Here is a 17,206-nt window from a genome sequence, read left to right on the forward strand (position 1 = left end):
GGGGGCCGAGGCACGCCCGCGAGGCCCGTGGGGGCCCGCGGCACGCCCGTGGCGAGCAGGGGCGACGGGTCCGTCGGCGCCGTGGCGCCCGCAGGGCGAAGGGCCCGCCGCGGGATTCCTCGGCCCCGGACACCCCGGGACGCGTCTCCTCGTACCGTCCCGGGCGTCCCGGGCGCCCGGGGTACCCCGGCGGCCGGGATTTTCCCTGTGCGCCGGTCGGATTCGACCGGCGCACAGGGAAATCCACCGGCGCGCACGCTTCGTTCTGAAGCGCGTCGACCTTCAATCCGTGCACACGCCTTCACACGAGTGCGGGTGACGCGCAACACTCGCAGGCGCATGAACGTTGCCGCCTGGGGCCGCAGGGCCCGCGGAAGTGAGGGCAAGTCATGTCCGTGCACGACGACCTGACGTCAGTCCAGCGCAGCCTCGACGATCTGCAGCGGTCGGTGCGGCGCCTGGAACAGCAGATGGGCGCCGGTCTGGAGATGCGCCGCGTGCGCGCCGACGCCGACCACCTGCGGGAGAGCGTCGCGCTGCTGCGCGAGGCCACCGGCCCCTCCCCCAGGCTCTCCACCGGGCCCGGACCGGCGGTGTCCGCGTCCGGCCGGCTGCCCGACCTGGTGCCCGTCCCCGACACCCCGTACGACAGCTCCTTGTGGACCGATTCCGACGACGAGGGTCTCGGCGCGCACCACGGTCCCTCCCACTAGCGCCCTCGACACCGGCGCGCCCCCGAACCGACCGGAGTGCGAAGTTGGCCACTGGTACGGAACCTCATCTGAACAGCGGCGGAGTACGAACCGGTACGCGCGCCGCGATCGCCGCCCCGCATCTGCGGACCGACCGCTGGTGGCTGGCGCCCGCCGCCACCGCGGCCGGGTTGCTGGCCTTCGTCGTGTACTCGACCTGGCGGGCCTTCTCGGACGCGCACTACTACGCGGCGCCGTACGTCTCGCCGTTCTACTCGCCCTGTCTGGCCGAGCGGTGCGGGACCATGCACGCCGGACCGAACGCGGACCTGTTCGGGAGCTGGTGGGCCGTCTCCCCCGCGATCATCATCCTGATCTTCCCGCTCGGCTTCCGGCTGACCTGCTACTACTACCGCAAGGCCTACTACCGGGGCTTCTGGGCGAGCCCGCCGGCCTGCGCGGTCGCCGAGCCGCACAAGAAGTACACCGGCGAGACCCGCTTCCCGCTGATCCTGCAGAACATCCACCGGTACTTCTTCTACGCGGCCCTCCTCGTCGCGGGCATCCTCACGTACGACACCGTGCTCTCCTTCCGCGACGAGCACTACCACTGGGGCCACATGGGCCTCGGCACGCTGGTGTTCCTGGTCAACATCACGCTGATCTGGGCGTACACCCTCTCCTGCCACTCCTGCCGGCACATCGTCGGCGGGAAGCTCAAGCACTTCTCCCAGCACCCCGTGCGTTACCGGATGTGGCAGTGGGTCGGGAAGCTGAATGCCCGTCACATGTTGCTGGCCTGGGCGTCGTTGGTGAGCGTGGCGCTCGCCGACTTCTACGTGTACCTGGTCGCGTCCGGCGCCTTCGACGATCCGCGCTTCTTCTGACATGAGTGGGGCCTTCTGATGTCCGTGGTCGACCGACAGGAGTGGGACGTCGTCGTGGTCGGTGCCGGTGGCGCCGGACTGCGTGCCGCCATCGAGGCACGCGAGCGCGGCGCCCGTACGGCGGTGATCTGCAAGTCGCTGTTCGGCAAGGCGCACACGGTGATGGCCGAGGGCGGCATCGCGGCCGCCATGGGCAACGTGAACTCCGGCGACAACTGGCAGGTCCACTTCCGCGACACCATGCGCGGCGGCAAGTTCCTCAACCAGTGGCGGATGGCCGAGCTGCACGCCCGGGAAGCCCCGGACCGCGTATGGGAGTTGGAGACCTGGGGCGCGCTCTTCGACCGCACCAGGGACGGGCGGATCTCGCAGCGCAACTTCGGCGGCCACGAGTATCCGCGCCTCGCCCACGTCGGCGACCGCACCGGACTCGAACTGATCCGCACGCTCCAGCAGAAGATCGTGTCCCTCCAGCAGGAGGACATGAAGGAGACCGGTGACTACGAGTCGCGCCTGAAGGTCTATCAGGAGTGCACCGTCACCCGGCTCCTGAAGGACGGCGAGCGCATCTCCGGGACCTTCTGCTACGAACGCGAGTCCGGCCGCTTCTTCGTCCTCGAAGCTCCCTCCGTGGTGATCGCCACCGGCGGCATCGGCAAGTCCTTCAAGGTGACGTCCAACTCGTGGGAGTACACGGGCGACGGGCACGCGCTGGCGCTGCTCGCCGGGGCGCCGCTGCTGAACATGGAGTTCGTGCAGTTCCATCCGACGGGCATGGTCTGGCCGCCGTCGGTCAAGGGCATCCTCGTCACCGAGTCGGTCCGCGGCGACGGCGGAGTGCTGCGCAACTCCGACGGCAAGCGGTTCATGTTCGACTACATCCCCGATGTCTTCAAGGAGAAGTACGCGCAGTCGGAGGAGGAGGGCGACCGCTGGTACGAGGACCCGGACCACAACCGGCGCCCACCGGAGCTGCTGCCGCGCGACGAGGTCGCGCGGGCGATCAACTCCGAGGTGAAGGCGGGCCGCGGATCCCCGCACGGCGGCGTCTTCCTCGACGTGTCGACCCGGATGCCCGCCGAGGTGATCAAGCGCCGACTCCCTTCCATGTACCACCAGTTCAAGGAGCTGGCCGACGTCGACATCACGGCGGAGGCCATGGAGGTCGGGCCCACCTGTCACTACGTGATGGGCGGCATCGCGGTCGAGTCGGACACGGCGGCGGCCCGCGGGGTACCCGGCCTGTTCGCGGCCGGTGAGGTCGCGGGCGGTATGCACGGCTCCAACCGGCTGGGCGGCAACTCGCTCTCCGACCTGCTGGTGTTCGGGCGGCGGGCCGGGTGGCACGCGGCCGAGTACGCGGCCGGTCTCACCGGGGACGGCGCCCGCCCGCCGCTGGACGACGCCCAGATCGACGCGGCCGCCGCGGAGGCGCTGCGGCCCTTCTCGGCCGAGGGACCGGAATCCGTCCCCGCCGCGTCGGCGGACGGCGCCCCGGCCTCCGGCGCGCACCCGCCCGAGAACCCGTACACCCTGCACCAGGAGCTCCAGCAGACCATGAACGACCTGGTCGGCATCATCCGCCGGGAGGGCGAGATGGAGCGGGCCCTGGAGAAACTCGCCGAGCTGCGGGTACGGGCGCGCCGGGCCGGGGTGGAGGGCCACCGGCAGTTCAACCCGGGCTGGCACCTCTCCCTCGACCTGCGCAACATGCTCCTGGTCAGCGAGTGCGTGGCACGGGCGGCGCTGGAGCGCACCGAGTCGCGCGGCGGGCACACCCGCGAGGACCACCCGGCGATGGAGCGCTCCTGGCGCCGGATCAACCTCCTGTGCCAGCTCACGGACCCCACCGGCGGGCTGGCCGCCACCGACCCCGTGGCCGGACAGATCGACCTGGTGAACGAGACCACCCAGCCCATCCGCCCCGACCTGCTCGCCCTCTTCGAGAAGGAGGAGCTGGTCAAGTACCTCGCCGAAGAGGAGCTGTACGAGTGAGCAGGGAGCAGGAGCGGTACGAGGAGGCGCGGTACGCGTGAGCAGCTACGAGGCCCGCTTCAAGGTGTGGCGCGGAGATGTGAAGGGCGGTGGCCTGAAGGACTTCGAGGTCGAGGTCAACGACGGCGAGGTGGTGCTGGACATCATCCACCGGCTGCAGGCCACCCAGGCCCCCGACCTCGCCGTGCGCTGGAACTGCAAGGCGGGCAAGTGCGGTTCGTGCTCGGCGGAGATCAACGGGCGGCCGCGGCTGATGTGCATGACGCGGATGTCGGTGTTCACCCGGGAGGAGACGATCACCGTCACGCCGCTGCGCGCGTTCCCGGTCGTACGGGATCTGGTGACCGACGTCGGCTTCAACTACGACAAGGCTCGCGAGGTCCCCGCCTTCGTGCCGCCCGCCGGGGTCGGACCCGGTGAGTACCGGATGATGCAGGAGGACGTCGACCGTTCGCAGGAGTTCCGCAAGTGCATCGAGTGCTTCCTGTGCCAGGACACCTGCCATGTCGTCCGGGACCACGAGGAGAACAAGCCCGCGTTCGCCGGACCGCGTTTCCTGATGCGGGTGGCGGAGCTGGACATGCACCCGCTGGACGCGGCGGCGGAGTCCGGCCTGGACCGCAAGCGCACGGCCCAGGACGAGCACGGCCTCGGCTACTGCAACATCACCAAGTGCTGCACGGAGGTCTGCCCCGAGGGCATCAAGATCACGGACAACGCGCTGATCCCCTTGAAGGAACGGGCCGTCGACCGCAAGTACGACCCGCTGGTGTGGCTGGGCTCGAAGATCGGCAGGCGGAGCAACTAGGGCGACCTCACGCCGTCCCTGTCCACGCGCGTCCTGCCGTCATCGCTCTTCGGTGTCCGGCAGGACCGCGGCGCGGCTGCCCGGGCGCTGCCCCAGCATCTGGGCAGTCTGGCCCACGAGGAACAAGGCCATCCCGCCCAGGGCGTAAGGCGTCATGTCGGCGTCGGGTCCGTGGAACGGCCCGAGGAACACGAACAGGGACACGCCGACGGCCCCCGCCAGCGCGCCCCATCCCCACAGCGTCGGGCGCACGACCCGGCCGCGGAACCACGGCGGAATCCAGTACGTCGTGATGGCCGCGATCCCGAATCCGGCCTGCGCGGTGACGGCCAGCGCGGCGAACCCCACCAGATACCAGTGCATCGAGCCCCCATTCCCCCGCGTACCGGAAAGGGGCACGCGTCCCGATCATGGCACGCGGGGCCACGACGGTCATCCCTCGCGAGCCGTCCTCCCCGGTACGCCGTCCCCTCGGCCTCGGGGCTGCGAGGGCTGCGAGGGCGCCGGGGAGCACGACCCCCGCACCCCTCCCGTACGCCCCCGCATCTCCCGTACCGCGGATGCCGCCAACTCCCCGTATACCGGTCGCGGAAGGGCTCGAACGGCCATACGCTCCCAAATGTGACGTCGTCCCCGAGTCGAAGCCGGTCGCACCGGGCCCCGTCGCACAGAGCCGTGCGGGTGACGCATGCCGTGCTCGGGGGGCTGGTCGCGGTGGGATGGCTGGTGCTGCCGCTGGCGCGGGCGGGAGCCGACACCCCAGCGACCGTGGCACGCGGTGCGGGGGTCACCGCTCCGCCGGTCGCGGCCCCGCAGGACGGGACGACGACCGGCGATCTCGTGCCGCCCCTGGTCGCGGTCGGCGCCGCCGGCGCGCTGGCGGCGTACGCGTACACGCGCCGCAGGCGGCGGGCGGCCACCCGGACGACACCCGGCGGCGGCCCCGAGGTCGTGCCCCTCCATGAACTCGACCGGAAGGCCCGGCAGTTGCTCGTCGAGATCGACGACTGTGTGCGCGTCGGCGCCGAGGAGCTCGGCCTCGCCGCGGACCGGTCGGCGGGCGACGCGGTCGAACCGTTCGTGTACGACCTGCGGCAGGCGGAGGCCGAACTCGCCGCCGCCTTCCGGCTGCGGCAGCGCCTCGACGAGGCGGAGGCGAGTGGCGTCACCCTGGCCGAGGGCGAGGACGACAGCAGGGAGGTCCTGGAGGAGATCATCGCCCGGTGCCAGGACGCCGGGCGGCGGCTGGACGCGGCGGCTCCGGGGTTCGATCAGATCCGGGCGCTGGAGCGGAACGCGGCGGCCGCCGTGGAGTCCGCGGAGAGCCGCTTCCGGAAGGTCGCCACGCGCACCCCGGCCGCCGAGGCCACGATCGCCGATCTGCACAAGCGGTACACCCCCGCCACCTCGCTCCCGGTCGTCGGCGACGCCGGACAGGCCAAGGACCGGCTCGTGTTCACCACGTTCCATCTCAACCAGGCACGGTGGTACGCGGACCGGGGCGACGGAGCGAAGGCCGCCGCCCATCTACGGGCGGCGGAGGGAGCGTTGGGGCAGGCCGCCGACCTGGTGAACGGCGTGGACCGGCTGGCGGGGGAACTGGCCTCGGCGGCAGCGGAGTTGCCCGTGGCGCTCGCGGCGGTGGAGGCCGTACGGGACGCGGCCCGCAGGCACCCGGCGAACGGTTCCGCCGGGCTCGTAGGGCAGTTGGGGCACACCGAGACGCTTCTCTCCGGGGTGCGTCATGTGACGGCGGCCGGGCCGTACGACCCGCTGGACGCGCTGCGCCGGGTGGTGGAGGCGGCCGCGGGCCTCGCCCGGGCAGGAGGCGGTGACGTTCCCGACGGGCGCGCCTACGCGCTCCTCCCCGCCCGCAGCGCGCTCGCCGGGGCGTCGTGCTTCATCGGCACGCACCGCGGAGCGGTCGACAGCGAGGCCCGGACCCGGTTGGCCGAGGCGGAACGGCTGCTCGGGTCGGGGTCCGCCACCCTGTCCGAGGTGCGGAGGGCCGATGACCTCGCCCGGGAGGCGCGCCGCCTCGCCGAGCGGGACGTACGGGCGTACGGGAATCCCGCGGCCGGCCGCGGGGGCGCCGGAGCGGGCGGCGCGGTACTCGGCGGGATCCTCCTGAGCGACGGCGAGGGCGGTCCGATGAGCTACGGCGGCCCGCACACCCGCGGCCGCCGGGCGGCCTCCTTCACCTGAGCCCTCAGAACAGGCTCAACAACGCCTCCGCCGGGTCGGTGAGCCCCGTCCCCCCGTCCGGCAGCGGGAGTTCGAACCACACGGTCTTCCCGCGCGGGGTCCGGCGGGAGCCCCACCCGGCGGAAAGGAGGCCGACGAGCTGCAGGCCCCGCCCGCCCTCGTCGGTGTCGCGGGCACGGCGGCGGCGCGGCTGGACGAGGCCGGCGTCCCAGACCTCGCAGACGAGGGTGCGGTCGAGCAGCAGCCGCAGCCTGATCTCGCCCTCGCCGTACCGCAGGGCGTTCGTCACCAGTTCGCTGACCAGCAGTTCCGTCGTGTCGACGAGCGGCTCCAGGTCCCAGGCGACGAGCTGGTTGCGCGCGTACTCACGTGCCCGGCCCACGCTGCGCGGCTCGCGCGGCAGGGTCCAGTCGCCGACGGAGTCGGCGGGCAGCCCCTGGACGCGTGCCATGAGCAGGGCGATGTCGTCCTCGCCGTGGTGGGTGTCGAGGGTGTTGAGGACGTGGTCGCAGACGTCCTCCAGCACGCTGGAGGGGTCGGTGAGGGCGCCGACGAACGCTTGCAGGCCCTCGTCGAGGGGGTGGTCGCGCGATTCGACCAGTCCATCCGTGTAGAGCGCCAACAGTGCGCCCTCGGGCAGTTCGACCTCCACCTCCTCGAAGGGCTCGCCGCCCACTCCGAGCGGCATCCCCGGCGGCACGTCGAGCATCAGCGCGCTCTCGCCGGGCTCCACCAGCACGGGGGGCAGATGGCCCGCGTTGGCGAAGGTGCACCGGCGGGTCACCGAGTCGTAGACGGCGTACACGCAGGTCGCGAGGTACACCTCGGAGAGGTCGGCGTCGCGGGGCTGGCGTGCCGTACGGGTGGCCTGCTGCACCCCGCCGGGGGTGCCGAGGCCGCGCGCGATCTCGTCCAGCGCCGAGAGGACCTCGGCGGGTTCGAGGTCGAGCAGGGCCAAGGTGCGTACCGCGGTGCGGAGTTCGCCCATCGCCACCGCGGCGCGCAGTCCTCGGCCCATCACGTCGCCCACCACGAGGGCCGTGCGGTGGCCGGGGAGTTCGATGACGTCGAACCAGTCGCCACCGACCTCCGTCGCCGCGTTGCCCGGCAGGTAGCGGCACGCGATGTCGAGACCGGAGGCCTCGGGGTCGCCCGGGGGCAGCAGGGACCGCTGCAGGATGAGGGCGCGTTCGTGCTCGCGGCGGTACAGACGGGCGTTGTCGATGCAGACGGCGGCGCGGGCGGCCAGTTCCACGGCCAGGGCGCGGTCGCGTTCCCCGAACGGCTCGCTGCCCTTCGTACGGGAGAACTGGGCGAGTCCCACGACGGTGTCGTGGGCGACCATCGGGACCGCGAGCGTCGACTGGATGAGGCCGCCCTCTTCGGCGGGGATGTGCTGCGGCCGTGCGGTGCGCAGGGCGTCCGCGCAGAGCGAGTTGAACGGGTAGTGGTGGACCGCGCCGACGGCGACGGGCGCCGGACCACCGACGAAGGGCGCGTCGGAGACGGCGCTGGCGAAGGCGACCCGGCGGAGTTCGGCACTGCCGTCCGCGAGGCCCGGCGGCGTCTCGTCACCGGCCAGCAGACCCTGGTACAGGTCGACCGTCGCGAGGTCGCAGAAACCGGGGACCACGACGTCGAGGAGTTCGCGTGCGGTGGTCTCCAGGTCGAGGGAGTTGCCTATGCGGGCGCCCGCCTCGTTCAGAAGGGCGAGATTGCGCCGTGCGGCGGCCGCTTCACGGGCTGCGGCACGGCGGGAGGTGATGTCGGTTCCGAGCCAGGCGATACCGATGGGACGGCCGCTGCCGCTGTGCACCCGGTAGAGGTTGATGGACCAGTGGCGGCGCTCGTCGGAACCGGGGACCTGTCCGGTGACGTGCATGTCCGTGATCGAGTCACCGGTCTCCAGGACCCGGCGCAGGATCGCCGTCACCCGCTCGGCCTCCGCGCGCGGCAGATAGTCGTGAACGCCCTTGCCGCGGTGGTCGTCGACGCTGCCGCCGAAAATGGAGGCGAACCGCTGGTTGGCTCGCCGGACCCGGAGGTCCGTGTCGATCAGCAGGAATCCGAACGGAGATTGACCGAAAATCGCCTGCGAGGCGGCGAGGTCCGTCTCGATGGTGCGCAGGGTGCGGACGTCCACGACGATGCAGAGGGCGGCCCGCTCACCGTGCTCGGTCGTGGTCGGCATCACATAGACCTCGGCGAGGCCCTCGGTGCCCCCGGAGTTCTCGGCGCCCTCACCCGCATCCTCGGAGGCGGGCGTCCGGAAGGGCACCAGACCGGTCCACTCGCGGCCGTCCAGGATCTCCGCCATCTTCCGCTGACCGAACTCACGCCGGTCGGCGGTGACGAACGCCTCGATGGGGTCCATGCCGACGGCCCGCTCCGCGGAGATCCCGAAGAGCTGCTCGGCCCGCAGACTCCACTGGTCGACCAGCCCGTCGGCGCCGATGGAGAAGGAGGCGGCCTTGATGTAGTCGTAGATCGAACCGGGTGGACTGCTCTGCCACATCGCGTCACCCGGCAATTCGCCGACCGCGTCACCGGCCAGGTCGGCCACCGTGCCGTCGGCCTCTTCGCCCGTGGTGGTGCCCGCGGCCGCGCCGGGAACCGTGCGCGCGAAATCGTCCGCCGCATCAGCCCTCGCGCCGTCCGACGGGTCCTCGGACTCCGTGGCCTTCGCTGGTATCTCGCTCACGCGAACCGTCCCCTCCAGCTCACCACGTCCGGCACCAGTCACCGGAGGCGGCTGCCCGCAGTATCCAGCACTACGGCGCCGCACAACACGGTGTTCACGATCACAGCACGGTCCCGATGGTTTTTGGACCGGCCGCGACATACTCCCAAGTCTTCTAACCAGGTGGCACCCCGTCGAACCAAACAATGCGACACCCGTCGGAGCCCGATCCGGCCGGATCGGGCGAGGGCATCGAAACCTCCGCGCCTCAGCCCGGCACGGCCAGCTCGAACCAGACGGTCTTGCCCGTGTCCGCGGGCCGGGTGCCCCAGCGCCTGCACGAGCCGGCCACGAGCTGGAGTCCGCGGCCGCTCTCGTCGGAGGTGTCGGCGGCCCGTTCACGGGGCGGGTCCGGCAGCGGGTCGGAGACCTCGACGCGCAGGGCGCCCGGCACATCCGCGGGACGCACCAGCCGGACGCCGATCGGGCCGGTCGCGTGCCGGAGCGAGTTCGTCACCAGTTCACTGACCAGCAGCGCGGCGATGTCGCCGAGGGAGTCGAGACCCCAATCGCGCAGCTGTCCCCGGACGACTGCGCGGGCGGTGCGGACGGCACCGGGCTCCGCGGGAAAGGTCCACTCTGCGCAGTCGCCTTCGGTGTCGATCAAGCCGATCACTTCCCAGACCAGGAACCCACCCATGTCCGGTTTCGTGGGATTGATTGGCACATACCCGATATCCGCGATGCTTTACCGCACCGGGGGGCACACTATGGCGCGAACGGCGCACGAATCCGCACCCGGCCCATCACACGCCCTGATCGAGCCACGGCAGCGCGCCCTTGACCGCCGGTACGTCCTGATCCAGCCAGTCCACGTCCCAGATCTCTTCGGGGGTCAGCCAGCGCAGCTCGTCGTGATCCTGCAGGGCCCCGGGTTCGGCCGAGCCGGGCAGCAGCCGGGCGGCCCACACCACCAGGACGTATCCCGGCTTCAGGGGCCACTCGCCGGGGACGCGCTCCACCGCTTCCGCGTCGACGCCGAGCTCTTCGCGCAGCTCGCGCACGAGGGCGCGGTCGGGAGTCTCGCCGGGCTCGACCTTGCCGCCCGGCAGTTCCCAGCGCCCGGCGAGGTCGGGGGGTGCGCTGCGGCGGGCGGCGAGCAGGCGTCCGTCGCGCACCAGGGCGCCTCCGACCACCACGATCCGTTCCGTCATGCGCCGGAGCCTACGGGAGCGGGGCGGCGTCCCGGTCGAGACGGATCACCGGGTTCCGTTCTGCCCGATCCGCTCGACCCAGTAGAGCTGCTTGTGCCCGCGGTCGTCGAGGCTGTCCGCGATCTTCTGAGCCTCGGCGCGGGTCGCGTACCTGCCCACGCGGTAGCGATTGCCGTTGTCGTCCTGCCGTATGACGAGCCAGGGAAGAGTGATCGTGCCGTCGTTCATCAAGCCCCTCCACTTCCCGCCCCGGGCCCCCGTCGAACCCCGCAATCCAAGGAAACCGCAATCCGCATATGCCCGAGCCTACGCCTAACCTTCACGCAGCGAATACGGCTTTACACAAAGAGGTACGCAACCGGCCAGTAGGGAACGTCGACCCGGGGGGCGCACACCGTCGAACGCGCCGCCCGCGACTCCCCGCGCGCCCTCGAACAGGGCAAAGTCCTTCCCCGGCCTGCCACTTGAGAAAGGCCAGATTCCAACCGGGGCCACGGGCGCTCCCGTTGAGGCACCGGCAATCCGGACCGGGCACCGCGGCTCATGGCGTCCACCCGAAGGCCGGACGCCATGCCCGACGCCATGCCCGACGCCATGCCCGACGTCATGCCGGACGCCGGGCCGGACGAAATGCCGTACGAAGGTGACGCGCGGTCACTTCACCGGCAGGTGGTAGGCGATCCGGTACCGGTCCGCCGGGACCACCACGTCCGCCGTCTCCACCGGACGGCCCGAGGCGTAGAAGGTGCGCTGGATGACGACGACCACATGCCCCGGTACGCCGCCCAGCGCGAGGAGTTCCTCGGCGAGGCCGGGGCGCGCGCCCACCTCCTCCGTGACGTTGTCCACGATCACGTCGATGGCCGCCATGCGCTCGACGACGCCCATGCCGCCGAGCGGGCCCTCCTCGGGGAGCATGACCGGCGAACGCCCGGTGACGGCGAGCGGCTCCCACGACGTGGAGAGCATCATCGCCTCGCCGCCGTCGCGGTAGACGTAGTTCGTGCACATCACGCGGTCGCCCGGCTGGATGGCGAGCCGCTCGGCGATCGCGCCGCTCGCCTCGACCTGCCGGCTGTGGGACTCCCAGGTGCCGCGCACGGCGAGGTCGGCCTGCTCCTGGCGGAAGGGGGTGGCGCCGCTGTCCGACCGGTATCCGGACCGGGCGACGCGACGCGGCACCGGCCGCTCCCGCACATAGGTGCCCGAACCGGAGCGGCCCTCGACCAGGCCCTCGGCCATGAGCACCTTGCGCGCTTCCAGGGCGACCGTGTCCGAGACGCCGTACTCCTCGCGGATTCTGGCCTGCGAGGGGAGTCGCGTGTGCGGTGGCAGCGAGCCGTCGACGATCTTCTTGCGGAGATCACCCGCGACACGCAAGTACGCCGGCTGCTCACCGAAAGTCACTTGGCCGCTCCCATCAGGTTGTACAGACAGCAACAGCGTGGCAACCGTGGGTTGTGCCATGCAAGCAAAGGCCAGAGAATCACTCGATGTGATGACGCAAGCCCCTTGAGGGCATTACGCAGGCACTTTCTCCCCACTGTGGCCGCCGTCACACCTCGATTCCGCCGCCGCCTTCGCCACCGCTACCGCCGCCCCCGCTCTCGTCGTACTTCGGCGGGGTCGTCGCGAGCCCCAGAGCCTTGCGGGTGGTGACCGTCCTCTTGGGGTCGATGAGCTTCAGGGCCTTGTCGTAGTGCGCGTAGAAGGTGTCCACGTCCGGCGCGTCCGCGGCCTTCGCCCACTCCTTCGCCGAGAGGGCCATGTCCTTGGCCAGGGCGGCGATCCGCCCACGCGCGGCCGGCCCGAACCTGTGGGCGGGCAGCCCGTCCGCCTCCCACGCCACCGCCTCCGAGACACTGGCCGCCCACTTCTTGTAGCCGGGCAGATCGTCCTCGATGTACTCCGCAGCGGGCGCCGAGTCCAGGGCGTTGTCGATGGCCCGCGCCGAGCTGAGATAGGAGTACTGGTCGGGGTCCAGCGTCAGCTGGTCCTTGCGCAGGGAGCCCGTCAGGCCGCCCTTCTCGTCAGTGTTCCCGAACAGGCAGCTGACGTCGCGGTCGCCGCGGCGCCAGCTCTGCGAAGTCGGCGTGAAGGAGTACACGTCGACGTTGTCCGGGACGGCCCAGGAGTCCATCGCGTACGTGTTCCGGAGCAGGTAGCACCGCTGGTCGGCGGCATCGGCGACCTTCTTGTCCCCCGGGTAGCCGCCGTCGCCCATCTCGAAGTCCGCGAACACCTCGGCGTCGTGCTCGCCCGCGCACGGCACCTTGTCGACGTCGAACACCACGGTCCCCAGCGAGCCGCTGGGCGTGTCGAAGCACTCGCCCACCTCAAGCGAGAACGCGGCGCCTCCCGAGTCGTTCGCCGCGTCCTGGAAGCCGTCCCAGAAGTCGCGCGCGCCACCCGTGGCGACCATGAGCCCGAGCAGGAGGACACCGATCGACGACATCACCATGCCGCCCACCGCCATTCCCTTGCCGCGCTCGCCACGCTTCTTGATCTGGACGAGCGCCACGGTCCCGAAAACCAGCCCGACGGCGGGCAGGAAGCAGAGGATGCCGAGCACCAGGGAGGCGATCGCGAACCCGTTGAAGGGCACGGGCCGGTTGTACGGGGAGTAGCCCTGACCCCAGGGCTGGTACGGACCCGCGTACGGGGACTGCTGATACGGCCCTTGCTGGAAGGGGCCTTGCGGAAAAGGTCCTTGGGGGTACGGAGCGTGCGGATACGGAGGCGGGTGGGCGCCGGGTGCCTCCGGAGCGCCGTACGGCGTCTCCGGAGCGCCCGGCGGTGTCCCTGGCGGCGGATACTGCCCCTCGGGCTGCTGCGGGCCGGGCGGCGGGGGTGTGGCCACGAGTTCCCTTGCTCCTCATCCACCTGCGGTGGAACTTACGTACGACTGCCGAATGACTGCGCGCATCGTAAGCGCGACACGGCGGGGCCATGACAGCGGGCGTCCGCTCGTGACGCTCCGTCACCCCCCGGCGCGTCTAATCTGCGCCTATGACTCCACTGCCGGACTGCTTCTGCCCGACGGACGGGACCCGTGTCCCCGCCGGCTCGCTCGCCTGGTGCTGCCCGGTCTGCCGCGGTCCGCTCGATCTGGACTTCGCGCCGACACCGGCTCCCCTCACCTCGCTCACCGGGCGGGTGAACTCGCTGTGGCGGTACGCGGAGTGCCTGCCGCTGGCCGCCCCCACGGTCAGCCTCGGCGAGGGCCGCACTCCGCTGGTCCCGCTCCGCGAGGGCGTCTCGGCCAAGCTCGACTTCCTGATGCCGACCCTGTCGTTCAAGGACCGCGGGGCGGTGCTGCTGGCCGAGCTGGCGCTGCGGCTGGGGCCCCGGCGGGTGCTCGCGGACAGCAGCGGCAACGCGGGCACGGCGGTCGCCGCGTACTGCGCGCGGGCCGGGCTGCCCTGCACCGTGTACGTCCCCGAGGGCACCTCCGCGAAGAAGCTGGAGCAGATCGAGGCGCACGGGGCGCGGCTGCGGGTGGTCGAGGGCGACCGCGAGGCGACGGCACGCGCGGCGCGCGAGGCGGCCGACGAGGACGGCGTGTTCTACGCCTCGCACGTCTTCAACCCGTACTTCCTGCACGGCACGAAGACATACGTCCACGAACTCTGGGAGGACCTCGGCGGACGCCTCCCGGAGGTCGTCGTGGTACCGGTCGGCAACGGCACGCTGCTCCTCGGCGCCGCACTCGCCGTGGCCGAACTGCACGCGGCCGGGCTGATCGACCGCAGGCCCGCCCTGTACGCCGTCCAGTCCGCGGCGGTCGCCCCGCTGGCCCGCGCCTGGTCCGAGGGGGCCGACGATCTCGTCGGCGTCACCCCCGTGGCGCCCACGTTCGCCGAGGGCATCGCGATCCCGCATCCGCTCCGGGCCCGCCAGATCCTGCGCGCGGTACGCGCCTCCGGGGGCACGTTCCTGACCGTGACGGAGGACCAGATCCGCCACGCGCAGACGGATCTCGCGGGACGCGGGCTGTACGTGGAGTCCACGGGGGTGGCCTGCTGGGCGGCGGTCCGGGAGGGTGCGCTGGGCGGACGGGAGGCCGTGGTGCCGCTGTGCGGCGCCGGGGTGAAGACGGGAATGGCACGGGCCTGGTCGCAGGCCTGATCGCGCGGTGCCCTTCGGCCACGCGGCCCGGGTGGGATCCGGGCCGCGTGGCCGCGGGCGTGTCACCCGGTGGCGTCGATCGGCCTGAGCAGCGTGCCGGCGGCGCGGACCGCGACGACCGGATGCTGGTTGGCCTTGAACAGGATGACCCGCTGATAGGTCCCGTCGGTGAACACCGGCGCGGGCTGGTGGTTGAAGATCTCCTCGAACATGCCGTCCTTCAGGGCGAAGACGACCGCGTCGTCGTGACCGGGGCCCAGCCGCTCGTGCCGTACGTCCTGCGGCGTGATGGTGATCCTCGTCGCCCGCAGCCCGCTGGGGTGGTGGAGTATGCGCTCGGTCTTCACCCTCGTCGTGCGGGCGTCGACCTTCACCGCGGCCACCGTCGAGATGGTGAGCTGGCGGTCGAACGTGTTGCCCTGCGGGTCCTGTCCGTCGGCGAAGACCTTCCAGCCGTACGTGCCGGCCTTGAACACCCGGCTGAACGTGTTGCTGTAGTCGCCGGTGCCGTCCTTGTCGTGCAGGAGGTCGGTGCCGTCCGCGAACAGACCCGGCGCCTGGTGGCGCGGCCACCGGGACCAGCCGTTGTGGCGCATGAGGTCGATGACGCGCTGCTCGGCCGGCGGCGGGACGTCCCTGCCGCCCGGGTTCGCCGCGGTCGCCGGCGGCGGGGTCGCCGACACGGCGGCCGCCGACAGCGCCTCGCCAAGACCTATGGCGGGGGCGTCGAGTTCGGCGCGGACGACGGCGCCGAGCACCGGTGCCGCGTCACGGCGGATGCGGACCGTCAGGACCATGTCGTCGCCGGTCAGGTACGCCTGCTCGTCCAGCGTCAGCTCGGCCTTGAGGTGCAGGTCCTCGTAGAGCAGCACCTGGTCGGGCGTGAGCGCCTTCGGAGCCCCGGTGGTCTTGTCCAGCAGACTCACCCGCCATATGACCTCCCCCTCGGGCAGCTTGTCCGGCGCGCCGACCGAAAGGGCCTGGTCGGTCTCCGACACGTTGGCTTCGGGCACCGTGAAGGGCGGCTGGACGAATTCGGCGCCGTCCCACACGTCGAGCGCGATGGTGCCGTCCGTCGGCGGGGCGATCACCGAGAGGACGACCCGGTCGGCGTCCGTGGTCCTGACGTAGACCCGGCCGGCCTCGCTGGGGATGGGCTCGGGCGCCTTGTCGCTCGGGCTGGGCCGGTTGACCTCCTGGGAGAAGTGCAGCATGTCGGTGAACACCCCGGGCAGGTCGGCCGGGTCGAGGACCTGGGTGAATCCGGTGTCGGTGAGTTTCCTGAGCAGTTCGACGTCGATGGTCGAACCGAGGCCGATGACGTACATGCGCGCGCCGGCCAGGATCAGCTTCCTGGCACCGGTGACGCTGGTGAGCGCCTCCACCGTCCCGGGCGGCGCGTTGTCCGGCACTGTGTCACCGATGTAGTAGTGGCCCGCGTTCTGGAGCCCGTCGGTCATGCAGACCACGGTGAAACGCCGGTCGCCGATCGGGCCGGCGTCGGCGAGCAGGTCGAGGGCGGCGACCAGGCCGTCGCCGATGTTGGTGTTGTCGGCCGGCTGTCCCAGGTCGAGCGGGTTGATGGCCTCGCGCGCGTCCTTCAGGGCCGTGAGCGGCATCGCGATCTCGACCTCGTCGGAGATCGGCAGCCCGTGCCAGCCGCCGGGGTCGGTGAACGTGACGATGCCGATCCGGTCCTGGTCGTTGACGCCCGCGCGGGCGTCGGCGATGAGGTGGACGAGGGCCCGGGTGGCGATGACCGCGTTGGTCCACTTGTCCTCGGAGGCCATGCTGCCCGAGCGGTCCAGCACCAGCACGATGTCCTGCGGCCGGTGGCTGATCGTCAGCTGCTTGGGCTCGCTCACGTTGGTGAGGAAGCCGTCGGTGCCGAACGAGGTGGTGAGTGTCAGCGGGGCTGCGATCGTCGCGTACACGCCCGGAAGCGTCACGTCGAGCGTCGGCGTGTCGGTGGTCTCGTCCATCGGAAGGATCGCGAGATCGGCGTCATGGTGCCAGAGGTAGCTCGGCGTGAACGCGTTCGGCGGCAGGTTGGCGAGCCCGAGCACGGTCGGCTCGGCGGCCGGGCCCGTCGCGTCGTCGGCCACCAGCGTGACGTGATCCTGTTCCAGCACCGTTCCCGGGTCCTGGACCACCGCGCGCGGGTCGCAGATCACGTAGTCGACCAGGGCGCTGGTGTCGGAGAACCGGATGTCCCAGTGGTTCGGCGCGGTCCGGCTGCCGCGCAGGGTCCACGGGGAGCCGAGGGAACCGAGGGTCTGGTTGGTGATCCGGCAGTTGACCAGGACGGTGCCGGTGTCGGTGTCCGGCGGGCCGACCGTGACCCCCACGGTGAAGTCGCCGACCGTCACCTCCTGGCCCGGCGGGACGGTCAGCAGGTTGATCGGAGCGTTGCCGGTGAGGGTGAGTTCGAGGATCGGGTCGGCGGCGGCCACACCGTAGGTGATGTTGACGGCCTTGGTGGCCCCGGCGCCGATGTCCTGGTGGAAGTGCAGCACGAACGCCTTCGCGTCGCTGACCGTGTAGGAGTTGGTGGCCGGGACGGTGGACCTGGTGATGCGTGGCTGTGGCATGGAACG

General features: G+C 71.4%; 14 protein-coding genes. 6 read left to right on the top strand and 8 right to left on the bottom strand.

Annotated features, from left to right (window positions below):
• Nucleotides 1-389: 389 nt before the first annotated feature.
• Genes ACFYR3_RS08075 through ACFYR3_RS08090 form a run of 4 tightly spaced genes read left to right on the top strand, consistent with a single transcriptional unit; the run spans nucleotide 390 to nucleotide 4,382 of the window.
• Nucleotides 390-713 carry a hypothetical protein gene (locus ACFYR3_RS08075; protein WP_355845032.1) on the top strand — a complete coding sequence of 108 codons (324 nt, stop codon included), beginning with the start codon at nucleotides 390-392 and terminating at the stop codon, nucleotides 711-713.
• 44 nt (nucleotides 714-757) lie between these two features.
• Nucleotides 758-1,579 carry a hypothetical protein gene (locus ACFYR3_RS08080; RefSeq protein WP_355845035.1) on the top strand — a complete coding sequence of 274 codons (822 nt, stop codon included), beginning with the start codon at nucleotides 758-760 and terminating at the stop codon, nucleotides 1,577-1,579.
• Nucleotides 1,580-1,597: 18 nt separating this feature from the next.
• Complete coding sequence (locus ACFYR3_RS08085) at nucleotides 1,598-3,574, top strand: fumarate reductase/succinate dehydrogenase flavoprotein subunit (RefSeq protein ID WP_389282062.1); 1,977 nt, start codon at nucleotides 1,598-1,600, stop codon at nucleotides 3,572-3,574.
• Between the two features lie 37 nt (nucleotides 3,575-3,611).
• The gene (locus ACFYR3_RS08090; protein WP_355845041.1) at nucleotides 3,612-4,382 is read left to right on the top strand and encodes a succinate dehydrogenase/fumarate reductase iron-sulfur subunit; all 771 of its coding nucleotides are present in this window, start codon (nucleotides 3,612-3,614) and stop codon (nucleotides 4,380-4,382) included.
• 39 nt (nucleotides 4,383-4,421) lie between these two features.
• On the opposite strand, the gene ACFYR3_RS08095 is transcribed toward ACFYR3_RS08090, so the two are convergent.
• Complete coding sequence (locus ACFYR3_RS08095) at nucleotides 4,422-4,745, bottom strand: hypothetical protein (protein WP_355845044.1); 324 nt, start codon at nucleotides 4,743-4,745, stop codon at nucleotides 4,422-4,424.
• 318 nt (nucleotides 4,746-5,063) lie between these two features.
• Here ACFYR3_RS08095 and ACFYR3_RS08100 point away from each other — a divergent pair, with 318 nt between their 5' ends.
• Nucleotides 5,064-6,587, top strand: a complete 1,524-nt coding sequence (locus ACFYR3_RS08100) for a hypothetical protein (protein WP_389282064.1) — start codon at nucleotides 5,064-5,066, stop codon at nucleotides 6,585-6,587.
• Between the two features lie 4 nt (nucleotides 6,588-6,591).
• On the opposite strand, the gene ACFYR3_RS08105 is transcribed toward ACFYR3_RS08100, so the two are convergent.
• The 6 genes from ACFYR3_RS08105 to ACFYR3_RS08130 form a co-directional block, all read right to left on the bottom strand.
• Nucleotides 6,592-9,288 carry a SpoIIE family protein phosphatase gene (locus ACFYR3_RS08105; RefSeq protein ID WP_356781148.1) on the bottom strand — a complete coding sequence of 899 codons (2,697 nt, stop codon included), beginning with the start codon at nucleotides 9,286-9,288 and terminating at the stop codon, nucleotides 6,592-6,594.
• 247 nt (nucleotides 9,289-9,535) lie between these two features.
• A complete protein-coding gene (locus tag ACFYR3_RS08110) occupies nucleotides 9,536-9,967 on the bottom strand; it encodes an ATP-binding protein (RefSeq protein ID WP_355845053.1) in 432 nt (143 codons plus the stop codon).
• Nucleotides 9,968-10,073: 106 nt separating this feature from the next.
• Nucleotides 10,074-10,481, bottom strand: coding sequence for a (deoxy)nucleoside triphosphate pyrophosphohydrolase (locus ACFYR3_RS08115; RefSeq protein ID WP_355845056.1), 408 nt, complete (start codon nucleotides 10,479-10,481; stop codon nucleotides 10,074-10,076).
• Between the two features lie 45 nt (nucleotides 10,482-10,526).
• Entirely contained in the window at nucleotides 10,527-10,709 is a 183-nt protein-coding gene (locus ACFYR3_RS08120) for an SPOR domain-containing protein (protein ID WP_266454873.1), read from the bottom strand.
• A 426-nt stretch (nucleotides 10,710-11,135) separates the two neighbouring features.
• Nucleotides 11,136-11,888 (bottom strand): GntR family transcriptional regulator, encoded by a 753-nt coding sequence (locus ACFYR3_RS08125; protein ID WP_355845059.1) that lies wholly within the window; start codon nucleotides 11,886-11,888, stop codon nucleotides 11,136-11,138.
• Between the two features lie 148 nt (nucleotides 11,889-12,036).
• Nucleotides 12,037-13,341, bottom strand: a complete 1,305-nt coding sequence (locus tag ACFYR3_RS08130; protein WP_389282067.1) for a DUF4190 domain-containing protein — start codon at nucleotides 13,339-13,341, stop codon at nucleotides 12,037-12,039.
• A gap of 149 nt (nucleotides 13,342-13,490) precedes the next feature.
• Between ACFYR3_RS08130 and ACFYR3_RS08135 the strand changes: the two genes are divergently transcribed.
• Nucleotides 13,491-14,609, top strand: a complete 1,119-nt coding sequence (locus ACFYR3_RS08135) for a threonine synthase (protein WP_355845065.1) — start codon at nucleotides 13,491-13,493, stop codon at nucleotides 14,607-14,609.
• A gap of 62 nt (nucleotides 14,610-14,671) precedes the next feature.
• On the opposite strand, the gene ACFYR3_RS08140 is transcribed toward ACFYR3_RS08135, so the two are convergent.
• Nucleotides 14,672-17,200, bottom strand: a complete 2,529-nt coding sequence (locus ACFYR3_RS08140) for a VWA domain-containing protein (RefSeq protein WP_389282069.1) — start codon at nucleotides 17,198-17,200, stop codon at nucleotides 14,672-14,674.
• Nucleotides 17,201-17,206 lie beyond the last annotated feature (6 nt).

This window comes from Streptomyces sp. NPDC005784 (genome assembly GCF_042871525.1).
Lineage (GTDB): Bacteria > Actinomycetota > Actinomycetes > Streptomycetales > Streptomycetaceae > Streptomyces.